We start from the raw sequence: 24,005 nt of genomic DNA on the forward strand, positions 1-24,005 counted from the left end.
AGCTTTCACTTTTAAATTGATTTAGCCTGACTAAATCCAGGAACTCAAGCAATGAAAAAACTGTTTAGTGTTTTTTTAAGTATTGCAGTCGTTGTTCTCGCAGCTTGTTCAAAACAACCTGAAGATAACAAAGCTGCTGCGCCTGCAAATGCTTTGCATAAAATTACGCTTGCCTCTAGCGGTTCAGATACAGATATCTGGCGTTTTATCGCACAGCTTCCAGAGACCAAACAAGCGGGCATTGAACTTGATGTGAAAAACTTCACAGACTATGTTTCGATGAACACAGCGGTTGCCAACAAAGAAATCGATGTCAATGCGTTTCAATCTTATGCATATTTAGTCGCATTTAATGCGGGAAATAAATCTAAAATTGCTCCATTGGCCACAACTTATTTAGAACCAATGGGGATTTATTCAGATAAAATCAAGAAGATTGAAGACTTCACAAATGGCGAAACGATTGCCGTTCCAAATGACCCTGCTAATGAAGCTCGTGCCTTGTTATTGCTCCAAACTGCGGGCTTGATTAAGTTAAAGCCTGATTTTGATGTCGCTAAAGGCTCTCCTGCCGATATTACTGAAAATCCGAAGAAACTCGTGATTAAAGAAATTCCAATGGCGACTTCTGTACGTGTAAAAAGCGAAGTCGATGCCATTGTATTGGGTAATGTTTTGGCCATGGAAGGTGGTTTGAATGTGCTTAAAGATTCAATTTTCCATGAACCTGTAGATCAATCTACCAAAATGAATGTCAATGTTCTTGCGGTTGCAGAAGGTCGTCAAAACGATCCTGAGTTATTAAAGCTGAAAGACCTTTATCATTCTGCACCTGTAAAACAATTTATTCAGGAAAAATTTCAGGGTACAAAAGTTGATGTGAACGAACCAATCAGCTACCTTACTGGCGGAAAACAGTAATATAATATCCTCTTCATAAACAGGCACACTGTGTTGCCTGTTTTTCTTTTTTTAGCACTCTAGATCATATGATTGAATTTAAGAATATCTCCAAGTTCTACACACAAAATGGGCAAACCATTCCGGCACTGGATCAAATTAACCTGAGCATTCCCGCTGGTAGTATTTTCGGCATCATTGGTTATAGTGGTGCAGGTAAAAGTACTCTCGTACGATTGATCAATTTACTGGAGCGTCCAAGTGAAGGTCAGGTCATCGTCAATCAAAAAGATATGACAGCACTGAGTGCTAAAGATTTGCGTACTGAACGTACTCATATTGGTATGATCTTCCAGCATTTCAATCTATTGCAAACCAAAACTGTAGCAGAAAATATTGAAATGCCATTGCTACTTTTAGGTGTCGATAAAGCCAAACGTCAGGCGCGTCTGGAAGAATTGCTGGATTTCATCGACCTAAAACATAAACGTAATGCTTTTCCTGATGAATTATCTGGTGGTCAGAAACAGCGGGTCGGTATTGCACGTGCTTTGGCAAATCACCCTAAAATTCTATTATGTGATGAGGCGACCTCAGCACTTGATCCGCAAACCACCAAATCTGTCCTCGATTTACTTAAAAAAATTAATGAAGAACAAGGGATTACTATTGTTATCGTCACCCATGAAATGGATGTGATTGAACGTATTTGCGATCAGGTTGCGGTAATGGAAGCAGGCAAAGTGATTGAGCATGGTCCAACCGTGCAAATTTTTAGCCACCCCCAACACCCAACGACCAAAACCTTTATTCAAACCGTGTTTCAGCAACAATTACCACGCAAGATTCTGGATAATTTGCAACATAAAGGAATTGATACCATCTACCGTTTACAGTTTTTAGGCAAATCAGCACATCAGCCTGTGATTCAAACGGTCATTCGTGAATTTGATATCGATTTTAATATTTTATTTTCCAATATGACTGAAATTAATGGCACGGTTATTGGTCAGATGTTTGTCCAAATATTAGGCAGTGTCGATGTTGTTGCACAAGCAGTTGACTATATGAAAAAGCATGATGTTCTGATCAGTCAAGCGGAGAATGAATAATGAAAGAATTCATTGTGCATTGGCTCACTGTAATTACACAACCATTCTGGACCAGTCCGCTCGGCATGGATCAATTTGTTGATGCCATGCAAGAAACCATACAAATGGTGCTGTTGTCTTTTCTATTTGGCGGAATTTGGGGTTTAATTCAAGGTGTAGCATTGGTTGTCACCCGTGACAAAGGCATCTTACCTAATAAAGCCATTTATCATGGTTTAAATCCCGTGATTAATGCCCTACGCTCTTTGCCTTTCTTTATCTTAGCCATTGCTGTGATTCCATTGACGAAATGGATTGTCGGATCATCCATTGGTACATGGGCTGCGATTGTTCCTTTAACGATTTTTATCGGCCCCTACATGGGACGATTGATTGAAACTTCTCTGCTCGAAGTTAATGATGGCATTATCGAATCCGCACAGGCGATGGGCGCGACGCCATGGCAAATCGTATTTAAGTTTATTTTGCCAGAAGCACGTAGTTCACTCATTTTAAATATGACCACCGCAACAATTAGCCTGATTGGTGCAACCGCAATGGCGGGTGCTGTCGGTGCAGGTGGTATTGGTGATCTGGCTTATTCTTATGGTTATCAACGTTTTGATAGTAGCGTGATGCTCTTGACCGTGATTGTATTGTTGATCTTGGTACAATTGGTACAGTCACTAGGGAATTGGCTTTCCAAACTTCGCTAGTTGAGCCCAAAGCCGCTATAGAGGGAGCTTTATCAGCTCCCTCTTTTATAGCTCAATGATTTTAATGATCTGAGAAATAGGTAACATCCGCTGCAATAAAGGTATTGACGTGTAATGGGACAAGCTCTTCAAGTGGCTGATAACCACCAGCAAGTACAAATAAAATTGGAATCCCTTTTTGTTTTGCCATTCTAAATACAGCTTGATCACGTTGATATAACAATTCAGTCGTGAACCATTTTGAGCCATATTTGTCTTTTTGATGGCAATCCATTCCAGCCTGATACACAATTAAATCGGCTTGAAAGCGTTCAATCATTTCAAAACTTTCATGTAAAGCCTCTAAATATTGTTCAAAATTTCCCTGTTTAGGATGAATATATCGAGTAAAGTTACGACTGTTGGCACGGCACCCAAAACGAATCCCAAAAATTCCAAAGTTAATGAGATTGGGGAATTTTGTTGTAAATTGTGCTGTTCCATCTCCACCATGTTGATCACAGTCCAATATAAAGATCGTTTTCTTTGGATAATATTTAGCGATAAGTGCCAGCCCATTAAAAGTACAATATGCAGCGCCAGCTTCATAACTGGCGTGATGAAAACCCTGTGCAATATTGGCAGCAATTCCCTCTTTCATAGCAAGTTCAGCACCCAATAATTGACCTGCGTTAATTGATAATACTGCATCACGAAGCTGTGGATTCCAGTCACGAAATCCTTGTATCGAAGCTTCTGGCTGTTTACCCGCGAGAAATGCTTCAACATAAGCAGGACGATGCAACTGTTTAAGTAATTCCACCTCAATGATGCCCGGATCAATGCATTGCGCTAATTGTTTTTGTTCGACTATTTTCGCAACCGCAGTTAATTTTTCCATACTGTTGGTATGAGTATTTGCATAATAACGTGGTGAATAACAGGCTTTGAGCATAGTATCCCTTTTTATGATTAGATTTGCTCTAGAGCAACTTCAATTAATTGGCTCAGTTCAGTACTTTCAGGACGGAACAAACCACTTTGAACCTGTTGTTTAAAATGGTGACTAAATGCTCTCGCCCGATGAGCTGGAGAAATTGCAAGCGTCGTTAATCTTAAAAACCAGAAACCCTCGACTTCATCGATTGGAATAATATTGCCTTTATAATTTTTATTTTTTCGTTTGCTAATACTTGCATGATCATAGCTGACAGAAAAAAGACAACCCGCGGGTAAACGCACACCATTCATGATTAACGGCTGCAAACTAATACAGGAGTGATTATCCCCCATATTTAGTTTTTCAATCATGACGGGTTGTTGATGTGGATCGACAAAAATATTAATTTCACCCTGTCGTAATAAGCGTCGATGCGCCACTTTAAAAAAATATTTTTCTGCTAAAGGACATGAGCCCACTTTGGGTTTTTCTAAAAGGGTTTTTAATTCAATAAAATGATTCATTTCAGCCTGTTTAGGAAGAATAATATCTTCAATCAACTTGCAAAACAGAATACTTTCTTCAAGTTGCATCTCTAGATAAAGGCTTCTAAGTTTTGCCTGAAAACTTGCTTCCTGCGATACCGCCTGATGAAAATGTACTGAAACATCATGGGCTTTGAGATCATTTTGCAAATTGTGATGTTGATCCAGATCGCGCCATGAATCCAGATCAATGTGATAGCAGGAACTTTGATTTAAAATATATTTCAAAAGTTTCGGATCATAATCTGCAAACAAACGTAAATCCTGAAAGTTTTGATGATCTCTAGGCTGATTCACTATTTCTGCAATCACACGGGTTGCTTGCGTATAACCACAGCCGCGTCGTTCGGTCTGATGGCTATAATGTTCATTTAACATTTCTGTCAGTTTTTCTGAAAGTGGATGCAAATATGTTTTAAATACTTCGACGATTTCATGATCTTGTCTTCCTGACATATCTCCTCTCCATACATGAAACTACTGATAAATCGTTTATTTAAATGTCGTTATTTTGATTGAACAAAAGTGTTGCTCAAGTGCGTATCTGTTCTTTTAAAAGAATCATAAAATGGTTGATCGATAAAATCCACTGTAAAATCATAAGATTAGCTTACTATATTTAACTGCATTATATTATTAGGAAAGAATGATAAATTCATCACTTTCTAAAAGTTAAACATTTATTCTATGCCAAGCTTACTCAAAATATCTGTTATGATGATATTGAACAAGTATAGACTCGCCTTTCAATTTAAACGGTTTAATTGATTTTTAGGATAAAAAAATGCGTTATCAGGTTCACTTTATTGATGTCCAAAATGATTTAAAAAATTACATATGGATGCTTGAAGATACAGAAACGCAAGAAGTTGTTGCTATTGATCCGACTGAATCAAAATTGGTAGAAAATTTTTGTGAACAACATCATTTGAAGTTAACTCAAATCTGGCTCACACATTGGCATAAAGATCATATCGGTGGCGTACCCGCTCTAATTGCCCAACATTCAATCCCTGTTTTTGGCCCTCGTGAAGAGTTGAGTAAAATTCCATTTATCACTCATGCTTTACAACATGCAGATCAATTTAGATTTAATCAATTAAATGTTGATATTATTGCAACTCCGGGTCATACGCTTGGTCATATCGTCTATTTTATCGATCAAATTGATAGTCTATTTTGCGGTGATACACTTTTTTCACTTGGCTGTGGTCGAGTTTTTGAAGGTACATTTGAACAAATGTATCACTCCTTAAATCGCTTGGCTGCACTACCACCACGAACCGAAGTCTACTGCACCCATGAATATACGCTTGCCAATGCACAATTTGCATTAACAATTGAACCTCATAATCTTGCCCTGCAAGAACGTGCTCAACAGGTTCAACAACTCAGAGAAAATGGTCAAATCACCTTACCCAGCAGCATTCAACTAGAATTAGAAACTAATCCTTTCTTACGCACTGACTGTGTTGAAGAGTTCGCTAGAATACGAACGTTAAAAGATCAATTCTAAAGATGAAGCATCAATCGGTCATTGATTGATGCAACTCTCTCTTTTGCCTTATGACCGATCTTTTTAAAATATGAAATATATTTTTACATCTATTTTTTATGAATGCTCTACTCATTTAGCTAATTCCTCATCTTTAGCATTAAAAATTAAATGATTAAAAATCAATATATTAATTAAAATAGTTCTAATTTTTTAAGCGTTGTGCTTTGCAAAAAACATAAAAATTGATCTTTTATTTATACAATTTGATGGCAATTTCATGAATTGAAAAATTCTTAAACAGTTTTCCCCTTTAAAAAATTCACAGTTACCCTTATTAATAAAAATAACGATTGTGGTGGTGATGGAGAACATTCAAATGAGAAAAGTGGTCAAAGCTAAAAATTTAATTGCGTTTCGTATCTGGTTAGAAAAACTGGGATATTCCGTAAAAAACTTAGCGGATAACAAAGGTTTTACGTTTAGTTTCAAAAAAGAATATGGTCTAGTTACCTGCGATTTATCTGGTAATAATTTAGCCATTCAACTTGGTGAAGAATTTGAGGATCATTTAAAAGCATAAACTTGATAAGCTATTTTCTCTATGTACTTAATCCATATAGGATTGTATAAGAATTGAAATTTAAAAAATGATGAATGACTTTAAATAGCATCATATCTGATGCTATTTTTTATTGTAATTTTTATGATTCAATATTCCTTAAGCTTAAATTTTGCTATACATTTCTTATATTGAGAATTATTCTCATTGCATTAAGTTATTTTTTACTGTATAAAAAAGACTCAACAATTATAAAAAGGTGGGGTTATGAAAACAGTAGAAGTCGTTTTAGTTTCCTCGACCATTTTCACACTCATGATTATGGTCTACTTATTTGGACAATTAGCGTATAGATAAAATAAGTGATTGATAATAATATAATAATCACTCAAAGGCTTAAGCATTATGTTTAAGCCTTTTTAATGTCTACAATTCATGAATATAGGTTTTACAAATAAAAAAAGCTTAATATTCTATGATATTAAGCTTTTATCGAAGCTAAGTTCTTAATTCAAAAGCAAATCAACTCTTGATAATATATGGTGGGGGCGAAGAGACTCGAACTCTTACACCTTGCGGCGCTGGAACCTAAATCCAGTGCGTCTACCAATTTCGCCACGCCCCCAAAACTTGGGATTTTACAACTAAATTCTGGCAGAGGATCAAGGACTCGAACCTTGACGAACGGTTTTGGAGACCGTCATGCTACCATTACACCAATCCTCTATATCTTATAATGTGAAGAATTTCACTTCTCACTATAATTAAGCAAAGCCTTATCTTGCTTAAAATGGTGGGGGCGAAGAGACTCGAACTCTTACACCTTGCGGCGCTGGAACCTAAATCCAGTGCGTCTACCAATTTCGCCACGCCCCCGATGGCTGTGTATATTATAGAGAAGGTTGGATTGTGACAAGTATTTTTTATAAAAAAACCAATTGGATGATTAAATAAAAAACAAATCAAAAAATTATGTTTATTATATCGGCATTTTTGTTAAGTTAAGTACTTTTAAAGCTTGATTTACATCATGAAATCGTAAGTTTTGCTGCTTGTTTAATAAGCCAGCGAGTAAGGGAAAAAAACATTGTTTATTTTCAGGTAGCTCTATGTTGAGTTGTTGGCAATGTAAAATTGCCCAATCTTGATAACTAGGTGCATTGAATCGTTGTGTTGTGAGCCACTCATATAAAATAACGCCTATAGCGTATAAATCACTTTGAATAGTTTTGGGACTGCCATGAAATAACTCTGGCGCCATATAATGAGGTGTTGCTGTCATGGTTAACGCATTTTTAGCATTTATTTGCTGAGACTGCTCAAAATCGATGAGATAGACATGTTCTTGATATTTTGCAAAATGTTCAGTTTTTAAATCACCGTGTATCCAGCCAGAAGCATGCATGTTCGCTAAACTCTTTAGCGCCTTATCAATATATTGCTTAGTTTGCGACAAAGTCATTGAAGAGATCTGATGATCCGTAAAATAAGGATCAGCATGCGGTAGTACCATTCCCCACTTATATAATTCTTCTTGAAAAAAATCATCGATTTCGCGAAATTGTACAGGCAGTACAAAATCATAAGAACCTTGCTTTTGATAAAAGCTGAGCTCATGTTCAAATCCTGCTTTGCTGGTTGGATGAGAATCTTGTAACTGTAGCTTAAGCCAATAGTTTTTTCCTTCAGATTTAAAAGTATAAAGACGACGCCCAAGCGCCATACTTTTAGCTTTGGTCTTTAAACACAATTGATCAAACTGTCGCAGCATTTATTTTTTAACACTTTCTTTAGTCAAATGCTGCGTTTCTTGAAAATACAACATTTCTAAACAATGCTGAATGGTCTTTCCAATACGGGCATGAATTTCTATTGAGGAAATTTTAGGCCATGTGGCTCTCTCACCTTCTTGCTGCAACAGTTTAAATAATTCGGGGCGAGGATTTTGCAGCATATAACTATAATTACGCAGATTAAAGCGACCAATAATATTGACATCGCCATAATAGCGCTGCCCAACGATACCATAACCATGATCCAATAAACGGCGTACTGGTTGTACACGACCTAAGCGTTCACGAGTAAAGTCCATGAAGCCCATTGCCACCACTTTCGCCTGACGACGTAAAATTCTTTGCGGCCAACTAAGTAAATCTTTACGATAACGCGATTGATCACTTTGCATAAATGGCACGACATGGGGATTGACCTGACTGGCAATGGTATAGTTCAGATTATATAAACGCGCCATTTTTTCTTGAGGAAAATCACTACGAACACTTCCATCCACCCATTTTGCATTGGCCATATAAGGGGTATGAATACCATCGTAGCGTTTACTGGTTAAACGAATTGGCGGGAATAAAACAGGAACCGCACAAGATGCCAAGACAGCACTCCAAACCAGTAAATTAGGCGCGGTATATCCATTCATAATCCGTGGATTCTGTGAAGCATCATAAGGTGCCACTGCCACATTGGTATGTAAGCCTGATTTCTTATAGGCTTCTGCAAAAGTTAAATCACCCAGATTTTCAATTAAAAAGTTTTTTAAATACTTAACATCTGCCAAGCCCCCATTCCCTTTTGCAATGTCACTTAACTTTCTAAAATGAAAGGCTTCAGTGAAGAACTTCTGTCCTTTTAGAATTTCTGGAATGTCGCCAATAGAAGAAGTGCCAAGCATCCCCGCCATAATTGCGCCTGCACTTGATCCTGATAACACTTTTGGCAATAGGTCTTGTTCAACTAACGCTTTACAAACTCCAGAATGAAACAAACCCAGTGTTGCACCGCCAGAAAACATTAAAGCGGGCTGACCATAGGCTTTTTGACAGTTTTCAAAAAAATTAATCTTTTGTTTAAGGGTAAGTGTCTGACAGGTACTAATCGCAATGAATCTCAGACAATGACTGACCTCTTCCACATAATCGACAATTAATTGTTTAGTCCCCAGATAAGTTGCTGTAAAGAGCATCGGATGCCCAATATTTGCAATGTCATGGGTCAAGCCTTCCTGCAATAAATAAAGTGCATCCAATACTCTTTGCTGTGTACGATATTTGCGTAATAAATTAAGCCGATAGGAAATAACTTCAGCATTGAAATAGGGCGAACTGTTATCATATTTCCATTCTTGCGCCCCTGTTTCTTCATCCAATTTTAAGGCGACAGTTTTCCACTCATCATAAGATTCGGCGTTTTTTAATTGATATTTCAATTTTTTTACACGATGTCGCTGATGTAAATTCATATCCTGTTGAAGTGTTTCAAACATATCAAGTCAAATCCTAATTCTGGATTATTTTATGCACTATGCAAGCTGAACAGCTTAGGGTCAATTGCTAAAATGTTCGACTCTAGGTTATAGAGGTTTACTTTGAAACATCACACAAGAGTCTGTATCATCTTGTGGCAATGACTACAAAGGAATCATAATGGCAAACTTTGAACTCCCAGATCATCTGATTGAAACCCTTTCTTTGGTGTTAAAACAACTTCATCAAACTTTGCCAGAGGTTCATCAAGAGCCTGATTTTGATGCCCCAGCCTTTAAATGGCATCATCATCAGCTCAAACCCATTTATCAACCCAAGCAAATGTATCTGGAAGATTTGCTCGGAATTGATACACAAAAACAAAAGATTATCCAAAATACATTGCAATTTCTTGAAGGTTTACCTGCCAATGATATTTTGCTGACAGGTTCCAGAGGGACAGGGAAATCCTCGATTGTTAGAGCGCTATTAACACAGTATGCAGATCATGGACTTCGTTTGATTGAAATTGAACGTGATGATCTCTCTGATTTACCGCTCATTCAAAAAATCATTCAAGATCGTCCTGAAAAATTTATCGTTTACTGTGACGACTTGGCGTTTAATGCAGAAGATGAAAACTATCGTAGCCTAAAGAGTGTTCTGGATGGTTCACTCCAATCAGGTTCAACTAATTTTATTATCTATGCGACCAGTAATCGTCGCCACCTTCTGCCAGAATTTATGCATGAGAATACACCAGTTACCAAAGTAGATGTTCCGCAGTACACCGAATTGCATCCACAAGAAGCCATTGAAGAGAAAATTTCATTATCAGATCGTTTTGGTTTATGGCTTTCATTTTATCCAATGAATCAGGTCTTATATCTTGAAATTGTTGAACATTACATCAAAAAATCAGGGCTAGAGTATAACGATGAAGTTCGTGCCGAAAGCTTAAGATGGTGTCAATTACGTGGACAACGTTCAGGACGTGCTGCTTATCAATTTTCTAAACACTGGATTGGTGCTGAGCAATTACAGCAAAAATTGTCAGACAATTCATAGTAAATTGTGTCCTTAACTGACTTAAAAGTGACTCAATAAGGTCTGTAGCCTGTCGTTTAAAGATTTATACACTGAACAGTATAACTTATAACTAGACAGGCTATTTTTATGAATCTTTTCTCTCTTCCCAAATTATCTCCCCGAGCCGAACTATTGGCAAAAACTCTACATCACCTCACTCCATTAGTAGATCATTCCACAACTTTTTCACGTCAAATTTTCCAACAAGATGCCATGATCCAACCGTATTTTGATCATCCTTTTTATTCATGTACCCGTTATGGATTTAACTTTCCTCATCTTCCTTCGCCATTACAGTATCTAAATATCTCGGCGATTTTAGGTACAACAGGTTTACTTTGCTATGATCAAGATGAGTTACAGCATACTCCTCCGAGGAAAAATGCCACCGTTTTTATGAGTACCGCTTTTGAATCTTCAGCATTGTTGCAACATTATGCTTTAGATGGCGATGAGGTAGTACATACTTCAAATAAAATGTTATTTGGTCGTGAGCTTTTAATTGAAGGTCATTATCCAGAATTTCAGTTAAAAGCACATTTTCACGGTATCGAACTTCAATTCAAGATTGATGTGAGTCGTCAAAGCTCGTGGATGATGAAAACTCCCTTATATGATGATCTAAGTTTAGTGATGCACTATGAAGGATTTTTTCATATTCAAGGTGAACGCTATCCTGTTTCTGGTACAGGAACATTTGAATTTGCAAGAGCAGCGACGCCAAATAGTTTGCTCCCTCACCCTCTATCACTAGCAGATAAAGTTCCAGTAAATTTTGTGACTTATCAAATTATCAACTTGGATGACCATAGCCAACTGATCTTATCTAAAATTGACGTGGCTGCAAAATCGATGAGCTATAAAGCCTATATCAGGCATAAAAGCGGTCTATGCGAAGTCTATGATAACGTTGAATTTAGTATTGCTGAGTATCAAGACAAACCGACCTTGTCACCTTTTGGGCAATATACGCTTTTACCCCAAAGCTTTGAATGGAAAATATTCAATCAAAACCAAGAACCCTATTTAATGATTAAAGCCAAAATCAGTAGTACGTTTCAGTATGGCGTTGGACTAGGCTATGCCGCGGCTTTTGAGTTTGAAGCGATTGATCATTTATATTCATGTCATCGATATGGTCAGGGTTATTTAGAATATATCGATGTAGTTGAACAAACCGAGATCTGCCCTTATCCCGATGATATTTCAGGATTAATACAACCTCAGCAAAGCATCCCGATCATATAAATAAAGGCTTTCAGGCAAATAGCTTGAAAGCCTTGTGTTTTATTTCTTTAAAAATCCTGAAACGATATTCAGTACATTTTGAATATCTTGATTGGCTTCTTGCGGATTGGTTTGATCGCCCTGTGGGGTCAATGAATTAATAATCTGAGGCAATACAGATGAAATGGCTCCATAAATATCTTGCTTAGGAACTTGTGTTTGTTCAGCAACCTGCTCGACCTGCTGATCATCAAATAATTCCTGAACATTTTGAGGAGCTATATGATTATTACTTTGTTCAGGGTCAACCCAACTTTGCACTTGAGAACCCAAACCTATATTTCTAAGTTTATCCAAAGCGCCCTGTAAACCACCCTGTTGCTGAATCCAAGCCAAAATCAAAGGCACGACTGCAATCAATAATGCCTGTGTTGAACCACCAGAGCTATTACTTGAACTTTGATTGCTTGAACCTTGATTATTCGCTCCAACACCAAATTGATTTAGTACCGAACCCAAAATGCCACCGAGTCCAACGTCCGTATTTTGAGTTTGAGTATTGCCCTGATTTTGAGTCTGTTGGTTTGCACCTAATTGACCCAAAACCGAACCTAAAATACCACCCAGACCGCCTTGAGAAGATTGTTGACCGCCCATTGCCTGTTTGGCTAGGATCTGAACAATATTAGTTAAATCCGTCATCCTATGTTTATCCTGAAAAATATTCCATCTTCAGCATAGACCAGTTTTTAGATAGTTTCCAAAAGACAAATTGTTTATTTTTGCAAGATCAATGATCCTTTTAAATTACCAGCGAAACTTATCCCAGTTATCAGGATTTGCCCAAAATTTTGAGTTAAACCAGTCAGGTACGTGCTTATAGGTTAAAATATTAAACTGCCACAACGCAAAATCCGCTTCGTGTGAAGTTTTATCAATCAATTGGGTGAAACCTAGAGCACGAAGTAATTTTTCATCCTGACGTTGACTCACCACCACGATTCTTTTTGCCATCAAATCACGTAATTTGACTAGCATTTGAGACTTTTGGATTTCTGAAATATCACGCATCAATGCTGTATCAAAAACCACAAAACCCAGATCATAACGCTGACTAAAAGGCAGATTTAAAAACTCATTTACGTTAAAATAGTGCCACTGGATTGCGCTATTCTGGTCAATATTTTGACCTATACAGAGTGCAGTGTGTATGGGCTGTTCACTTGATAAATCGTCTAGCATAGAAGTGATGACATTTAATTCAGCCATAACTGCAACCTTTTTTGATGTGAGTTTAAATCGATGGAACTACAAGGCATTTGTCATAAAATGCACGCAGCGCTTAAAGACTGTAGTGTAACTGATCAGCAAGCAAGCAAGGCAAATGTTGAATACAAATTTATATTAGACCGTTCAGAAATTGACCTCCCTTTCGTTCCGGGTCAAGAAGTTGAGATTGAATGGACAGGAAATATTTATTGTACCTCTTGCGGTGCTAAAACGCCTAAATCCTATTCACAAGGTCATTGCTTTAAATGTTTTAAAACCAAAGCTGAATGTGATCTTTGCATCATGAAGCCAGAAACCTGTCATTATCATCTTGGGACTTGCCGTGAAGATGATTTTGCACATAAGGTTTGCTTTCAGCCACATATTGTTTATCTGGCAAACTCTAGCGCACTTAAAGTTGGGATTACCCGAGTCAGCCATATGCCCACACGTTGGTTAGATCAGGGGGCAACACAAGCACTGCCGATTTTAAAAGTTGGCTCACGACGCTTATCAGGCCAACTCGAGATTTTATTTGGTACGCAAATCGCAGACAAAACTGACTGGCACAAACTATTAAAAGGTGAAGCAGAACCTCTCAATCTACTTGAACAGCGCGATCAAATTATTGAAGAATTTGCGCCAAAAATTCAAAGCATTCGTGAAGAATTTGGGCAAAATCTTGAGTTTAATGAATCTGTTGAATTGCTAGAGAATGAACAGCCACGTGAGTTTGTCTATCCTGTGGAACAATATCCAGAAAAAATTAAATCATTAAACCTAGATAAAACGCCTAAAATTCGTGGTGTTCTGCACGGAATCAAAGGGCAATATTTAATTTTTGATATGGGCGTAATCAATATACGTAAATATACAGGTTACGAGCTGATTCTCCGCGCTTAAAACTTATTGTAAATTATAAAAATGGAGCAATCATTGCTCCATTTTTATACGTTTAATGATCTACTAAGCTTAAAATTGCTTGAACGGGATCTTCAGTATCACCAGAAATGAGTCTTTTATGCATCGAAAGATGTTGCATCACCTGAATCTGAGATTTTTCTATATTCATGAGTGATTCAATTTCCTGTGCCAAGCGTTCAGGCGTGGCTTGTTTTTGAATCAACTCTTCAATGACTTTTTTACCTGCAATGATATTGGGTAAAGAATAATATGGAATTTTGACCAAAAGCTTGGCAATAAAATAAGTCAACGTATTGAGCTTATAAAAAGTTACCATTGGTCGATGTAACAACATCGCCTCTAAGGTTGCTGTACCCGATGCCAATGCCACAATATCACTGGCACTCATCACCATCCGACCAACGTTTGATTCAGTATCGCTATTTTCAAGAATATGTAATTTCGCAATCAAAGCTGGATCACATTGCGCTACACTACTTTCTATTTGAGTCTTACGTGCATCATTAATTGCAGGGATCAAGTATTCAACATTTGGATATTTTGTAGATAAAATCTGGGCTGAACCTAATACTAAAGGCAACAGCCGTTCCACTTCGCCCCGACGACTACCCGGTAGCAAGGCAATATAGGTTTTCTCAGGATCAAGTCCCAAGTTTCGCTTTGCATCCTGAACTGAATTATTTAAAGGAAGTTGCTTTGCCAATGGATGTCCCACAAAAGCTGCTGGCACACCGTATTGTTGATAAAAATTCTTTTCAAACGGAAATAGGCATAACACCAAATCAATGGTTTTCTTGATGCCATGTACTCGTCCTTGTCGCCATGCCCATACCGATGGACTGACATACTGTACCGTTTTAATTGGTAAGTTTTTTTCTTTCATTGTTTTAGAAAGTCTTAAATTAAAATCTGGTGCGTCTATCCCAACAAATACATCTACGGGTTGCGCTGTCCAGAGTTCGACCAATCCATCGCGTACTGCAAATAACTTTTTCAGGTCTTTTAAAACTTCAACGATCCCCATCACCGATAATATTTCCATCGGATAATAACTTTTAAATCCTTCCGCAATCATTTGCGGGCCACCTATACCTTCAAATTCAGCATCAATGCCCTGCTCACGAAAACTTTGCATCAGTTTTACGCCTAAGGTATCACCTGAAACTTCCCCAACCACAATGCCAATTTTTAGTTTTCGTGTAGACAATTGCAAACGTCCTGCATCAAATTTATAGCGGGTTCTATACTAACATATAGGTTTTATAATCAAGAAATTCCGCACTTTTTTCTATTTGTGTTCGTGTATTTGTTACATAAGTTTATCTAAAATTACATTTAGAAATATCATGATTATCACAATTAACGATGACAAGAAGATTGTAGAGCATTTAGCTAAATAATAAAATAAATGAGAATTATTCACATTACTTTATCTCATGACCACATCCAACCCACTTTTATTTAAGTTATCACTGATCACTCTAGCGATCTTCCAAGTGCATCTTGCGCATGCAGAAGATACAACTCTACCTGTGATCGAACTTCAGGCGGATGCTTCTGGTAATCAAAGTTCAGAACAGACTAAATCCTACATCATCAAAAAAAGTAGCAGTGCAACCAAGCTCAATATTGATGCTCAGGAAACACCCCAGACCATCAATGTCGTCACTCGTCAGCAAATGGATGACTTTAATATTACTGACACGCGTGAGACCCTAAGAAATACCCCAGGCATTTATGTCGCCAATCAGGAAACTGAACGTAGCACCTATATGGCACGTGGCTTTGAAATTTCTAATGTACTCGTGGACGGTGTAGGTTTTCCTGCTGAAGGTTATAATTATCAAAATACCAATCCTGACACCTATTTATATGACCGTGTAGAAGTCATTAAAGGTGCTGATGCAATTACCAATGCCTTTGGTGATCCATCTGCTACTATCAATATGATTCGTAAGCGTCCAACCCAACAGTTTCAAGCGAACGGCACAATTAGCTATGGTTCGTGGGATAAACAACGCTATGAGGGAGATGTTTCAGGTTCGCTAACAAAAGATGGTCGAGTTCGAGCTCGAGTTATGGGCTTTGAACAAACTGGCGATTCTTATCTTGACCGCTATTCTCAGGAAAAAAATGGAATTGCAGCCATTATTGATGCTGATTTAACCGATTCTACACTTTTGACCATTGGCGGGAGCCAAGAAAAAACTTTATCTAATAGTGTCAATTGGGGGGCATTACCTTTACTCAATAGCGCAGGTCAGCAACTCAGCTATGATCGTAAATATAACTATAGTCCTGACTGGACTTACTGGGATAATACAGTTACGACTGCCTTTGCAGAATTGACTCAAAAACTAGGTGGGGACTGGAAAGCGAAAGTTACCTTCACCAACAAAGAAACAAAGTCCGATTCAAAACTTCTTTATCTTTCAGGCTTACCAGATAGTAGCGATAATACCAGTGGTGTTTATCTCTGGCCTTCAGCATTTGATGGTAAATATACCCAAAAACAAGTCGATGCCAATGTTCAGGGTACTTTCCCTCTATTAGGACAACGTCATGAGGCAGTTTTAGGATATAGCTGGACATCTTATAAGACCAAAGAACAGTCTTATCCAGGGGCTTATCCTGACCATCTAACAACTGATCTTGCTAGCTGGACACCAGATGAACCAACTTGGGATTACACCACCCCAACTCAAAATAACTCATCTGATATCTATCAAAAAGTACATTCCTTGTACGGTGCTACACGTTTACACTTAAACGATGACCTTAAACTACTATTAGGTATCAACTATATTCAGGCAATTAGTAAAGGATATAACTACGGTTCAACCGCAGATTATGATAAATCAAAAACTTCACCGTATGCAGGTATCACGTATAATATCACCCCAGAATATACGGCATATGCCAGTTATACTTCAATTTTCCGTCCACAAACTGGTCAAGATGAAAACCATCAACCACTAAAACCTATCGAAGGGAAAAGTTACGAAGTTGGCGTAAAAAGTTCTTGGATGGATGATCAATTAACTGGAACACTAGCCGTATTTAGAACAGAGGAAAGTAATTATCCATTGCGCTCGAGTGATATTATTACACGCACCACTCCTGTCAGTGATTTGCGCTCGCAAGGTGTGGAATTTGGTCTTGCTGGAAAATTAACTGATAATTTGGATCTTTCATTCGGTTACACCAATTTCAGTCTAAAAGATCTTAAAAATGGCGGACATGCAAGAACATATAGTCCTAGTCAAATGTTTAATCTCTTAACTACTTATACTGTTCCTGCACTTCCAAAACTCAAACTAGGTGTGGGGGTTCAATGGCAGGATGATGTCAGCCTTTACAATGAAGATGTAAATGGTTTAATTAAGCAAAAAGATTATGCTCTTGTTAATTTGATGGCAAGTTATGACATCAATAAAAATATTTCAATCCAAGCCAATGGCAACAATATTGGAGACAAAAAATATTTATATAATTTTCAAGACTCCCAAGCATTTTACGGCGCACCTGCCAATTATACCGTTGCTGTAAAATTTAAGTACTAAGTCCATTAAGCCAAGTCTTGGGTACAAGGCTTGGCTTAAGCATTTTAAAAGAAGCAAGCCATTATGAGTAAAACACAGTCACTTTCCATTACTTACCGATTTACAGTGTTCTATCGCTTTGTAATTGCCTTTATTATCGGTTTTGTATGCACTGCTTTTTTTAGTATGGCTTTGGCTTATATTTTTAATATGATGATGCCAAAAGCTGAATCTGTTTATTTGGCAGCATTTTGCTCGATTTTATTTTATGCCGTTTTTGTCATCATCGCATTTTGCGTTCAATCTTTATTAAAACTGACCATTTATAGTGTTGTGGTGAGTGGTATCTGTATTTTTCTGACATTAGGATTAGGCTAAATCATGCATAAGAGTATTCGACAGTCGATGGCATGGTTACACTCTTGGACAGGATTACTGTTAGGGTGGTTACTATTTGCTATTTTTGTAATGGGGACAGCCTCCTATTATCGTCATGAAATTAATTTATGGATGCAACCGAAACTTGCTCAATATGATGTCAACCAAGAAACTGCGATTAAAACAGCCTATCAATATTTGCAAGAACATGCCGTCGGGGCTAAAACTTGGTATATCGGTGTTGCATCTGAACAGTCTCCTGTCACGAATATTTATTGGCAAAAAGCAGATGGTGGCTATGAAAGTAAAACACTCGATGCCACTACAGGCAAAGAGCTCAGTCTTTCTGCCACGCAAGGTGGCGATTTCTTTTATACCTTTCATTATCAACTTTTTGGTTTTCCCGTCATTATTGGTCGGATCATCGTCTGTATAGCTGCATTTATTATGTTGATTGCCCTGATTTCAGGGATCATTACTCATAAAAAAATCATTACCGATTTCTTTACGCTCAGGACTTTTAAGTCGCAGCGCTCATGGCTAGATTTTCATAATGTTTCATCCGTCATTGCTCTACCATTTTTCTTGATGATTACCTTTACTGGTTTAGCAATTTTCTTTTATATCTATTTACCGTTTGGAATGAAAAAACTTTATCCAGAGAACTCTTTTCAATTCTTTAAAGAAATTCGCACCAATGTCATAGAAAACAAACAACCTCCAATAGACATGCAAAATTTACCTCTCGAAGTTCTGCTTGCCAAAGCACAAACTCAATGGGGAAATAAAGAAATCGATTCCATTACGGCGGATAAACCCAATACTAATCAAGCCCAAATTACGATTAGTCAAACTGAAGATCATTCCATTACAGGCAATAAACCACAAATTACCTTTGACGCAACAACAGGAAAACAATTGGCTGCCACACGAAATGATAGTTCCATTGCCACATTAAGCTTTGGTGTATATGGTTTACACATGGCGACTTTTGCCCAACCATTATTACGCCTTGCCTTCTTCTTTTCAGGTATTTTAGGCTGTTTTATGATTGCTTCTGGGTTGTTACTCTGGAGTTTAAAACGTCAAATTCAAAATAAAACACATGCATTTCATTTTGGACATTACTTGGTCGATCGGCTAAATGTTGCTACTTTTGTAGGTTTACCAATTTCTATGCTGGCTTATCTCTATAGTAATCGTTTTATCGAGTTACAGCCTGCAATGCCGAACTATGAAATCTATACCTTTTTTATTGTCTGGCTGGCTAGTTTTATCTTGGCAATCTTTACAAAAAAACACTGGCTATGGCGTTCGCAACTCAGCATTTTTATTCTTTTGGCTATCGCGCTGCCTTTTTTCAATGTGATTTATTTAATCCAAAACCATCTGATTACAGACTTAAGAAGTTACTGGCTATTTTTAAGAGTCGATATTGTCTTTATTTTGTTTGCTAGTTTGGGATTATTTATTGTTCGAAATATTCATCCGATACAAACCAAATCCCGAGAAAAACTTGAAAAGAAGTTAGCGCTTGCTAATCCTGAGGTAAATGCCTCATGAGTATTGTATTGGGTGTCTTTTTGATCATGTTCGGCATGTATATTTTATATGTGCTGAGCATTAAACAGATTGAAAAAACCAAAAAATCTAAATTACATTTTATGACCCAGCATATCAATATCCTGCGTCTCTTCGCATGTCTTTTATTTTTGGTTGCAGGAAGTTTGTTTATTGCGGCTTATGGCACTTCTATCGGCTTTGTCAGTTGGTGGCTGTTTGCTACTCCTTTAGTTTTTGCACTTATATTGTATCTCAATGACTTAAAACCCAAAGCCGGTAAGCGTAATCAGTCATCCAGAGTACATAAAATTTAATTTGCCAATCTTAACTTGCTGATTTGTGAAACGCTAAACATGTCTTTAGCGTTTTTTTGCATAAGCAAAGCATTATTATTCACAATCCTTTATCTTAAAAAGTCATAAGATATGCAGGTTTTTTATATTTGGCTGATTTATTCATGTTTGGTCCTCTTGAGTTTATATTAGCAGGCGTATTGGTTGGTTTCTGTGTAGGTATAACTGGCGTTGGTGGCGGTTCGTTAATGACCCCTATCTTAATCAGCCTTTTTAGAATTGAACCTCATATCGCAATTGGTACAGACTTACTCTATGCCGCAATTTCCAAATTTTGCGGTTCTCTGGTACATGCCAAAAAACTCAATATCGTCTGGCCGATTGTCATCTGGCTGGCAGTAGGCAGTATTCCTGCTTCTTTTGCTACCGCATGGGTGCTCGAACATTATTTAAGTCAGTCCTCGCACTATAAAATGGTTTTAACTATGGTGTTGGGCTTCATGCTCACCCTGACTGGTATTTCAATTATTTTTCGCGCCACGATTGAAAAGTTTTTTATGGGTTTGCGTAAGAAAAAAGAGCTTCCAGAACAAATCGCACATGACACTATTTCGGAAACCAAACGCGTTTATATTATAATCATGGGCATTATTTTGGGTGTGTTTGTCACGTTATCATCGGTCGGTGCTGGTGCTTTTGGTATCATGGCACTGATTATTATGTTTCCTAATCTGCCGATGATTCGAATTATTGGTTCAGATGTGGTACATGCCGTACTGTTAACTTTGGTAGCTGGTTTGAGTCATATGAGTGCGGGTAATGTCGATTTTCACTTACTCATGTGGTTATTAGTAGGTTCAATTCCTGCGATCATAATCGGAACTTTAATTAGTTCACGTTTACCTGAAAAAATTATCCGTAAGGTTTTAGGTGTTACGCTATTTGCACTGGGTGTGAACTTTATTATTCATCCTGTTAAAGCCAAACCTGTTGAAAAGCCTGCCATCACTCAACCTGTTTCTGCCGAAAAAACCACCACAAAATAAGCTATCTAACGGATTAATCGTTTTTTTTAAATGATTAATCCGTTGTAAATATAGTCAGATATCGCTTATTTCATGGTATATTCGTTAAACAGATAACCCTAAGCAATGATCGAATCAGTGACAGCAATGAATACTCTACAGTCTAATCCAGTCTCTCAACCAGATATCGACGACGTTAATATTAAAAGCATCCACCCTCTTGTAACACCAGCAGAATTAAAGTCTGAACTGCCATTGACTGAAGATGCGTATCAAACCGTTCTCAAAGGCCGCGAAACCATCCGTAATATTTTAGATGGTACCGACAACCGTGTTTTTGTTGTGATTGGCCCTTGTTCTATTCATGATCCAAAAGCTGCACATGAATATGCTGATCGTTTAAAAGCTTTGAGTGAAAAAGTAAAAGATACACTTTACATCGTGATGCGTGTTTATTTTGAAAAACCACGTACCACCGTAGGATGGAAAGGACTAATTAACGATCCAGATATGAATGACTCTTTTAATATTGAAAAAGGGCTACGTATTGGTCGTCAATTATTACTTGAGTTAAACCAAAAAGGTTTGCCATGTGCAACCGAAGCGCTTGATCCAAACTCACCACAATATTATCAAGATCTTATTTCCTGGTCTGCGATTGGCGCGCGTACTACGGAGAGTCAAACTCACCGTGAGATGTCATCTGGTTTATCTTCTCCAGTCGGTTTTAAAAATGGGACAGATGGTGGTTTAACAGTTGCGACCAATGCAATGCAATCGGTTAAGCATGGTCATAGCTTTCTTGGTCTCAATGAAAATGGACAGGTTTCTGTGATTCGTACCAGTGGCAATCCGTATGCGCATGTGGTGTTGCGCGGTGGAAATGGTAAACCCAATTATGATGCGGGTTCTGTAGCAGAAGCAGAAGCAGCTTTGGTCAAAGCCAAAGTCAGCAATAAGATTATGATTGATGCCAGTCATGCCAACTCAAATAAAGACCCTTACCTGCAACCATTGGTATTACGTAATGTGGTTGAACAAATCAATGACGGAAATAAGTCCATTGTGGGTGTGATGGTAGAGAGCCATTTAAAAGGTGGTCGCCAAGATATTCCTGAAAACTTATGTGATCTTGAATACGGTAAATCTGTAACCGATGGCTGTATTGATTGGGATACTACGGAACAAGTTTTACTCGAAATGCATGAGAAACTTAAAGAGTTGCTTCCAAAACGCTAATTTGAGCAACCATTGAATAAAAAACCCTTATTTATTAAGGGTTTTTTTATATTCATCTGATTCGAGAATACTTACTGATCAATGATCATATTTTCTGATCAACAATCCAGTAGATTTTATAGGGAATTTAAAGCTAATATGATGATGCGGTTAACATTCAGTTTTGACTGAAACGAACACCTTATTATATTCTAACGATATATCAGTATTTTTATGACCACTTTAGAACAATCTTTATCCCACATTCCGAACTTTTCTCCAGTCCATGAACATCTACTGAGTTCAGGACAACCGACAGCCGAGCAGTTACATCATATTAAAGAATATGGCTGTAGCACGGTCATCAATCTTGCATTGAATGATGCCGATCCACACCTTGATCAGGAAGACCGAATCTGTCTGGAACTAGGATTAAACTATATTCATTTACCTATTTTATGGGAAATGCCAGCAGCAGATCAGTGCCTATTGGTTCTAGATTTAATCGACCATCTGGTTACAAACGAGATCGTCTGGATACATTGCGCAAAAAATTATCGTGTCAGTTGCTTAATGGCACTGTACCGCCAATATTTCATGGGAATGGATATCGGCTCCGCACAAGAGCTATTGCATCAAATTTGGGAACCGAATGAAACGTGGACGGGACTGATGCATAGTGTTGCCCTACAACTTCAAGGTCGTATGGCAACTCAAGATTTACAACAATCTTTGATCGATCCAAATCAATTTACTTGATGGGTGATTAAAACAGTGGCCGTTGAGAGGATTCCCTCTTGGCGGCCTGTAAAGCCAAGCTTTTCTGTCGTAGTTGCTTTGATGCTGATTTGAGTAATATCTAGCTCCAACACATCGGCGATACTCTGACGCATTTCCAGATTATACTTTGCAAGTTTTGGACGCTCACACGCTACGGTAATGTCTGCATTATTTAAAACATAGCCACGATCTAAAATGAGCTGATAGACATGTTTTAACAAAACACGACTATCTACACCTTTAAAATCTGGATCAGTATCGGGAAAATGCTGGCCAATATCGCCAAGTGCCAAAGCCCCCAATAATGCATCCGATAAAGCATGTAACACCACATCTCCATCGGAATGTGCCTTTAAACCATGGGTATGTGGAATTTTTACGCCTGCTAAAGTCACATGGTCTCCATCTTCAAAAGCATGCACATCCAGCCCCTGACCGATGCGAATTGGTAATATCATTTATTTTCCTTTATAAAACAAATCACACAACTTGTATTCTGGCTTTTGGTTTCGCTATAGTACGTCTAGCCACTGAAATGGAAGTATAAGCGATCATGACGTCTCGTACAGATAGATTTCCTTTAAAAAACGTAGTTTGTGCACTCACGATCAGTTTTTGCTTTTCCTCAGCCCATGCAACAGATCGATTTGATTGTGACAATCATAAAGCATCATTTGTGAGCAAGAAAATCTGCGCTGAAAATTTTCATGAAACACGACATGAGCTCAATAATAAATTTCTAATTGCTTATCTAGTTTCAGATGCGCCTATTAAACTGTTGTACGACACGCATTCACTTTGGTTCAATCGTTTACAACAATGTAAATCTCAACACTGTATTGATCAACAATTTGCACTACGCGATGACGATCTCAACTTTTATACCTCTTTGAATCAGAGTTTAACCCAGCATTTTTTAAAGTTTGAACATGGCAAAATTGCCCAACCAGCAATTCATTTACAGGTTCATCAACTAGGCAAAGACAAAATTAAAATTGAAGGCATGGCATATCGCAATCCCAATAACAGTAATGATAGCCAGACAATTTCTTTTTTGGCGTATACGACACCAGATAAAAAAGAGCAAATTTTTGATAATGAGCATGATTGTAAATACAATTTTAATTTTCAGAAAAGTATTTTAGTGGTAAAAACTGACCAGAAAGGTTGCGAACGGTTCAGCGGTATCTATCGTCTTTATGATTAAAAATG

The 24,005-nt window shown here is 37.7% G+C and carries 24 protein-coding genes and 3 tRNA genes; 16 read left to right on the forward strand and 11 right to left on the reverse strand.

Translation table 11 applies throughout. The features are described 5' to 3' along the window. The first annotated feature begins 51 nt into the window (after nt 1–51). The 3 genes from JR005_RS12815 to JR005_RS12825 all read left to right on the forward strand — a co-directional run bounded on the left by JR005_RS12815 (nt 52) and on the right by JR005_RS12825 (nt 2,707). A complete protein-coding gene (locus JR005_RS12815; RefSeq protein ID WP_004997413.1) occupies nt 52–921 on the forward strand; it encodes a MetQ/NlpA family ABC transporter substrate-binding protein in 870 nt (289 codons plus the stop codon). 68 nt (nt 922–989) lie between these two features. Next, complete coding sequence (locus JR005_RS12820; protein WP_004989347.1) at nt 990–2,012, forward strand: methionine ABC transporter ATP-binding protein; 1,023 nt, start codon at nt 990–992, stop codon at nt 2,010–2,012. Further along, nucleotides 2,012–2,707 carry a methionine ABC transporter permease gene (locus JR005_RS12825; protein ID WP_218665214.1) on the forward strand — a complete coding sequence of 232 codons (696 nt, stop codon included), beginning with the start codon at nt 2,012–2,014 and terminating at the stop codon, nt 2,705–2,707. The genes JR005_RS12820 and JR005_RS12825 overlap by 1 nt, the downstream gene beginning before the upstream one ends. Nucleotides 2,708–2,768: 61 nt before the next feature. Here JR005_RS12825 and JR005_RS12830 read toward each other — a convergent pair whose 3' ends face one another. After that, nucleotides 2,769–3,641, reverse strand: a complete 873-nt coding sequence (locus JR005_RS12830) for a histone deacetylase (RefSeq protein ID WP_218665215.1) — start codon at nt 3,639–3,641, stop codon at nt 2,769–2,771. Between the two features lie 17 nt (nt 3,642–3,658). Then, a complete protein-coding gene (locus JR005_RS12835; protein WP_218665216.1) occupies nt 3,659–4,627 on the reverse strand; it encodes a hypothetical protein in 969 nt (322 codons plus the stop codon). Nucleotides 4,628–4,955: 328 nt separating this feature from the next. On the opposite strand from JR005_RS12835, the gene gloB reads away from it, so the two are divergent. Both gloB and JR005_RS12845 read left to right on the forward strand, forming a co-directional pair. After that, nucleotides 4,956–5,687, forward strand: a complete 732-nt coding sequence (gene gloB / locus JR005_RS12840) for a hydroxyacylglutathione hydrolase (protein ID WP_218665217.1) — start codon at nt 4,956–4,958, stop codon at nt 5,685–5,687. 358 nt (nt 5,688–6,045) lie between these two features. After that, entirely contained in the window at nt 6,046–6,249 is a 204-nt protein-coding gene (locus JR005_RS12845) for a hypothetical protein (RefSeq protein ID WP_004989356.1), read from the forward strand. Nucleotides 6,250–6,768: 519 nt separating this feature from the next. Here JR005_RS12845 and JR005_RS12850 read toward each other — a convergent pair. From JR005_RS12850 to JR005_RS12870, 5 genes are all read right to left on the reverse strand, one after another. Beyond that, nucleotides 6,769–6,853 (reverse strand) — tRNA-Leu (locus tag JR005_RS12850). Between the two features lie 27 nt (nt 6,854–6,880). Next, a tRNA-Trp gene (locus tag JR005_RS12855) sits at nt 6,881–6,954 on the reverse strand. Between the two features lie 65 nt (nt 6,955–7,019). After that, nucleotides 7,020–7,104, reverse strand: a tRNA-Leu gene (locus JR005_RS12860). Nucleotides 7,105–7,207: 103 nt separating this feature from the next. Further along, nucleotides 7,208–7,951 carry a protein kinase domain-containing protein gene (locus JR005_RS12865; protein WP_228731706.1) on the reverse strand — a complete coding sequence of 248 codons (744 nt, stop codon included), beginning with the start codon at nt 7,949–7,951 and terminating at the stop codon, nt 7,208–7,210. Between the two features lie 48 nt (nt 7,952–7,999). Further along, nucleotides 8,000–9,505 carry a DUF3336 domain-containing protein gene (locus JR005_RS12870; protein WP_218665219.1) on the reverse strand — a complete coding sequence of 502 codons (1,506 nt, stop codon included), beginning with the start codon at nt 9,503–9,505 and terminating at the stop codon, nt 8,000–8,002. Nucleotides 9,506–9,665: 160 nt separating this feature from the next. On the opposite strand from JR005_RS12870, the gene JR005_RS12875 reads away from it, so the two are divergent. Together JR005_RS12875 and JR005_RS12880 are read left to right on the forward strand one after the other, a co-directional pair. Further along, a complete protein-coding gene (locus JR005_RS12875; protein WP_218665220.1) occupies nt 9,666–10,553 on the forward strand; it encodes an ATP-binding protein in 888 nt (295 codons plus the stop codon). Between the two features lie 108 nt (nt 10,554–10,661). Continuing rightward, nucleotides 10,662–11,822 (forward strand): DUF6670 family protein, encoded by a 1,161-nt coding sequence (locus tag JR005_RS12880; protein WP_218665221.1) that lies wholly within the window; start codon nt 10,662–10,664, stop codon nt 11,820–11,822. Between the two features lie 39 nt (nt 11,823–11,861). Here JR005_RS12880 and JR005_RS12885 read toward each other — a convergent pair whose 3' ends face one another. Next, complete coding sequence (locus tag JR005_RS12885; protein WP_218665222.1) at nt 11,862–12,503, reverse strand: YidB family protein; 642 nt, start codon at nt 12,501–12,503, stop codon at nt 11,862–11,864. Between the two features lie 105 nt (nt 12,504–12,608). Beyond that, on the reverse strand, nt 12,609–13,070 hold the full coding sequence (locus JR005_RS12890; protein ID WP_004989364.1) for a DUF6231 family protein: 462 nt from the start codon (nt 13,068–13,070) through the stop codon (nt 12,609–12,611). Between the two features lie 33 nt (nt 13,071–13,103). Between JR005_RS12890 and JR005_RS12895 the strand changes: the two genes are divergently transcribed. Beyond that, nucleotides 13,104–13,973 (forward strand): DUF2797 domain-containing protein, encoded by an 870-nt coding sequence (locus JR005_RS12895; RefSeq protein ID WP_218665223.1) that lies wholly within the window; start codon nt 13,104–13,106, stop codon nt 13,971–13,973. Between the two features lie 52 nt (nt 13,974–14,025). On the opposite strand, the gene lpxB is transcribed toward JR005_RS12895, so the two are convergent. Then, nucleotides 14,026–15,201, reverse strand: coding sequence for a lipid-A-disaccharide synthase (gene lpxB, locus JR005_RS12900; protein ID WP_218665224.1), 1,176 nt, complete (start codon nt 15,199–15,201; stop codon nt 14,026–14,028). A gap of 229 nt (nt 15,202–15,430) precedes the next feature. Between lpxB and JR005_RS12905 the strand changes: the two genes are divergently transcribed. The 7 genes from JR005_RS12905 to JR005_RS12935 all read left to right on the forward strand — a co-directional run bounded on the left by JR005_RS12905 (nt 15,431) and on the right by JR005_RS12935 (nt 22,772). Continuing rightward, complete coding sequence (locus JR005_RS12905) at nt 15,431–17,557, forward strand: TonB-dependent siderophore receptor (RefSeq protein ID WP_218665225.1); 2,127 nt, start codon at nt 15,431–15,433, stop codon at nt 17,555–17,557. Between the two features lie 63 nt (nt 17,558–17,620). Next, nucleotides 17,621–17,914: a hypothetical protein gene (locus JR005_RS12910; protein WP_151724877.1), complete on the forward strand. Its 294-nt coding sequence runs from the start codon at nt 17,621–17,623 to the stop codon at nt 17,912–17,914. A gap of 3 nt (nt 17,915–17,917) precedes the next feature. Further along, complete coding sequence (locus tag JR005_RS12915) at nt 17,918–19,477, forward strand: PepSY-associated TM helix domain-containing protein (protein WP_218665226.1); 1,560 nt, start codon at nt 17,918–17,920, stop codon at nt 19,475–19,477. Continuing rightward, entirely contained in the window at nt 19,474–19,791 is a 318-nt protein-coding gene (locus JR005_RS12920; RefSeq protein ID WP_218665227.1) for a DUF3292 domain-containing protein, read from the forward strand. Before JR005_RS12915 ends, JR005_RS12920 begins: the two co-directional genes overlap by 4 nt. A 143-nt stretch (nt 19,792–19,934) precedes the next feature. Then, nucleotides 19,935–20,816 carry a sulfite exporter TauE/SafE family protein gene (locus JR005_RS12925; protein ID WP_218665228.1) on the forward strand — a complete coding sequence of 294 codons (882 nt, stop codon included), beginning with the start codon at nt 19,935–19,937 and terminating at the stop codon, nt 20,814–20,816. Between the two features lie 126 nt (nt 20,817–20,942). After that, nucleotides 20,943–22,034 carry a 3-deoxy-7-phosphoheptulonate synthase gene (locus tag JR005_RS12930; RefSeq protein ID WP_218665229.1) on the forward strand — a complete coding sequence of 364 codons (1,092 nt, stop codon included), beginning with the start codon at nt 20,943–20,945 and terminating at the stop codon, nt 22,032–22,034. Between the two features lie 213 nt (nt 22,035–22,247). Next, nucleotides 22,248–22,772 (forward strand): protein tyrosine phosphatase family protein, encoded by a 525-nt coding sequence (locus JR005_RS12935; RefSeq protein ID WP_218665230.1) that lies wholly within the window; start codon nt 22,248–22,250, stop codon nt 22,770–22,772. Here the strand turns inward: JR005_RS12935 and ispF are convergent. Next, complete coding sequence (gene ispF, locus JR005_RS12940) at nt 22,760–23,251, reverse strand: 2-C-methyl-D-erythritol 2,4-cyclodiphosphate synthase (RefSeq protein ID WP_218665231.1); 492 nt, start codon at nt 23,249–23,251, stop codon at nt 22,760–22,762. The two genes, JR005_RS12935 and ispF, sit on opposite strands and share 13 nt — an antisense overlap. Before the next feature lie 95 nt (nt 23,252–23,346). Between ispF and JR005_RS12945 the strand changes: the two genes are divergently transcribed. Then, nucleotides 23,347–24,000: a hypothetical protein gene (locus tag JR005_RS12945; protein ID WP_218665232.1), complete on the forward strand. Its 654-nt coding sequence runs from the start codon at nt 23,347–23,349 to the stop codon at nt 23,998–24,000. Nucleotides 24,001–24,005: the final 5 nt, after the last annotated feature.

The sequence above is a fragment of the Acinetobacter sp. Colony158 genome, from assembly GCF_019264745.1.
GTDB lineage: Bacteria > Pseudomonadota > Gammaproteobacteria > Pseudomonadales > Moraxellaceae > Acinetobacter > Acinetobacter ursingii.

Bases quoted from the DNA above. Each gene is read 5' to 3' on its own strand.
- JR005_RS12935 (WP_218665230.1), top strand. From the start codon at position 22,248: ATGACCACTTTAGAACAATCTTTATCCCACATTCCGAACTTTTCTCCA.
- JR005_RS12825 (WP_218665214.1), top strand. From the start codon at position 2,012: ATGAAAGAATTCATTGTGCATTGGCTCACTGTAATTACACAACCATTC.
- JR005_RS12905 (WP_218665225.1), top strand. From the start codon at position 15,431: ATGACCACATCCAACCCACTTTTATTTAAGTTATCACTGATCACTCTA.
- JR005_RS12830 (WP_218665215.1), bottom strand. From the start codon at position 3,641: ATGCTCAAAGCCTGTTATTCACCACGTTATTATGCAAATACTCATACC.
- gloB (WP_218665217.1), top strand. From the start codon at position 4,956: ATGCGTTATCAGGTTCACTTTATTGATGTCCAAAATGATTTAAAAAAT.
- JR005_RS12845 (WP_004989356.1), top strand. From the start codon at position 6,046: ATGAGAAAAGTGGTCAAAGCTAAAAATTTAATTGCGTTTCGTATCTGG.
- JR005_RS12920 (WP_218665227.1), top strand. From the start codon at position 19,474: ATGAGTATTGTATTGGGTGTCTTTTTGATCATGTTCGGCATGTATATT.
- JR005_RS12925 (WP_218665228.1), top strand. From the start codon at position 19,935: ATGTTTGGTCCTCTTGAGTTTATATTAGCAGGCGTATTGGTTGGTTTC.
- JR005_RS12885 (WP_218665222.1), bottom strand. From the start codon at position 12,503: ATGACGGATTTAACTAATATTGTTCAGATCCTAGCCAAACAGGCAATG.
- JR005_RS12835 (WP_218665216.1), bottom strand. From the start codon at position 4,627: ATGTCAGGAAGACAAGATCATGAAATCGTCGAAGTATTTAAAACATAT.
- JR005_RS12890 (WP_004989364.1), bottom strand. From the start codon at position 13,070: ATGGCTGAATTAAATGTCATCACTTCTATGCTAGACGATTTATCAAGT.
- JR005_RS12910 (WP_151724877.1), top strand. From the start codon at position 17,621: ATGAGTAAAACACAGTCACTTTCCATTACTTACCGATTTACAGTGTTC.
- JR005_RS12930 (WP_218665229.1), top strand. From the start codon at position 20,943: ATGAATACTCTACAGTCTAATCCAGTCTCTCAACCAGATATCGACGAC.
- JR005_RS12870 (WP_218665219.1), bottom strand. From the start codon at position 9,505: ATGTTTGAAACACTTCAACAGGATATGAATTTACATCAGCGACATCGT.
- JR005_RS12865 (WP_228731706.1), bottom strand. From the start codon at position 7,951: ATGGCGCTTGGGCGTCGTCTTTATACTTTTAAATCTGAAGGAAAAAAC.
- JR005_RS12895 (WP_218665223.1), top strand. From the start codon at position 13,104: ATGGAACTACAAGGCATTTGTCATAAAATGCACGCAGCGCTTAAAGAC.
- JR005_RS12945 (WP_218665232.1), top strand. From the start codon at position 23,347: ATGACGTCTCGTACAGATAGATTTCCTTTAAAAAACGTAGTTTGTGCA.
- ispF (WP_218665231.1), bottom strand. From the start codon at position 23,251: ATGATATTACCAATTCGCATCGGTCAGGGGCTGGATGTGCATGCTTTT.
- JR005_RS12820 (WP_004989347.1), top strand. From the start codon at position 990: ATGATTGAATTTAAGAATATCTCCAAGTTCTACACACAAAATGGGCAA.
- JR005_RS12875 (WP_218665220.1), top strand. From the start codon at position 9,666: ATGGCAAACTTTGAACTCCCAGATCATCTGATTGAAACCCTTTCTTTG.
- JR005_RS12880 (WP_218665221.1), top strand. From the start codon at position 10,662: ATGAATCTTTTCTCTCTTCCCAAATTATCTCCCCGAGCCGAACTATTG.
- JR005_RS12915 (WP_218665226.1), top strand. From the start codon at position 17,918: ATGCATAAGAGTATTCGACAGTCGATGGCATGGTTACACTCTTGGACA.
- JR005_RS12815 (WP_004997413.1), top strand. From the start codon at position 52: ATGAAAAAACTGTTTAGTGTTTTTTTAAGTATTGCAGTCGTTGTTCTC.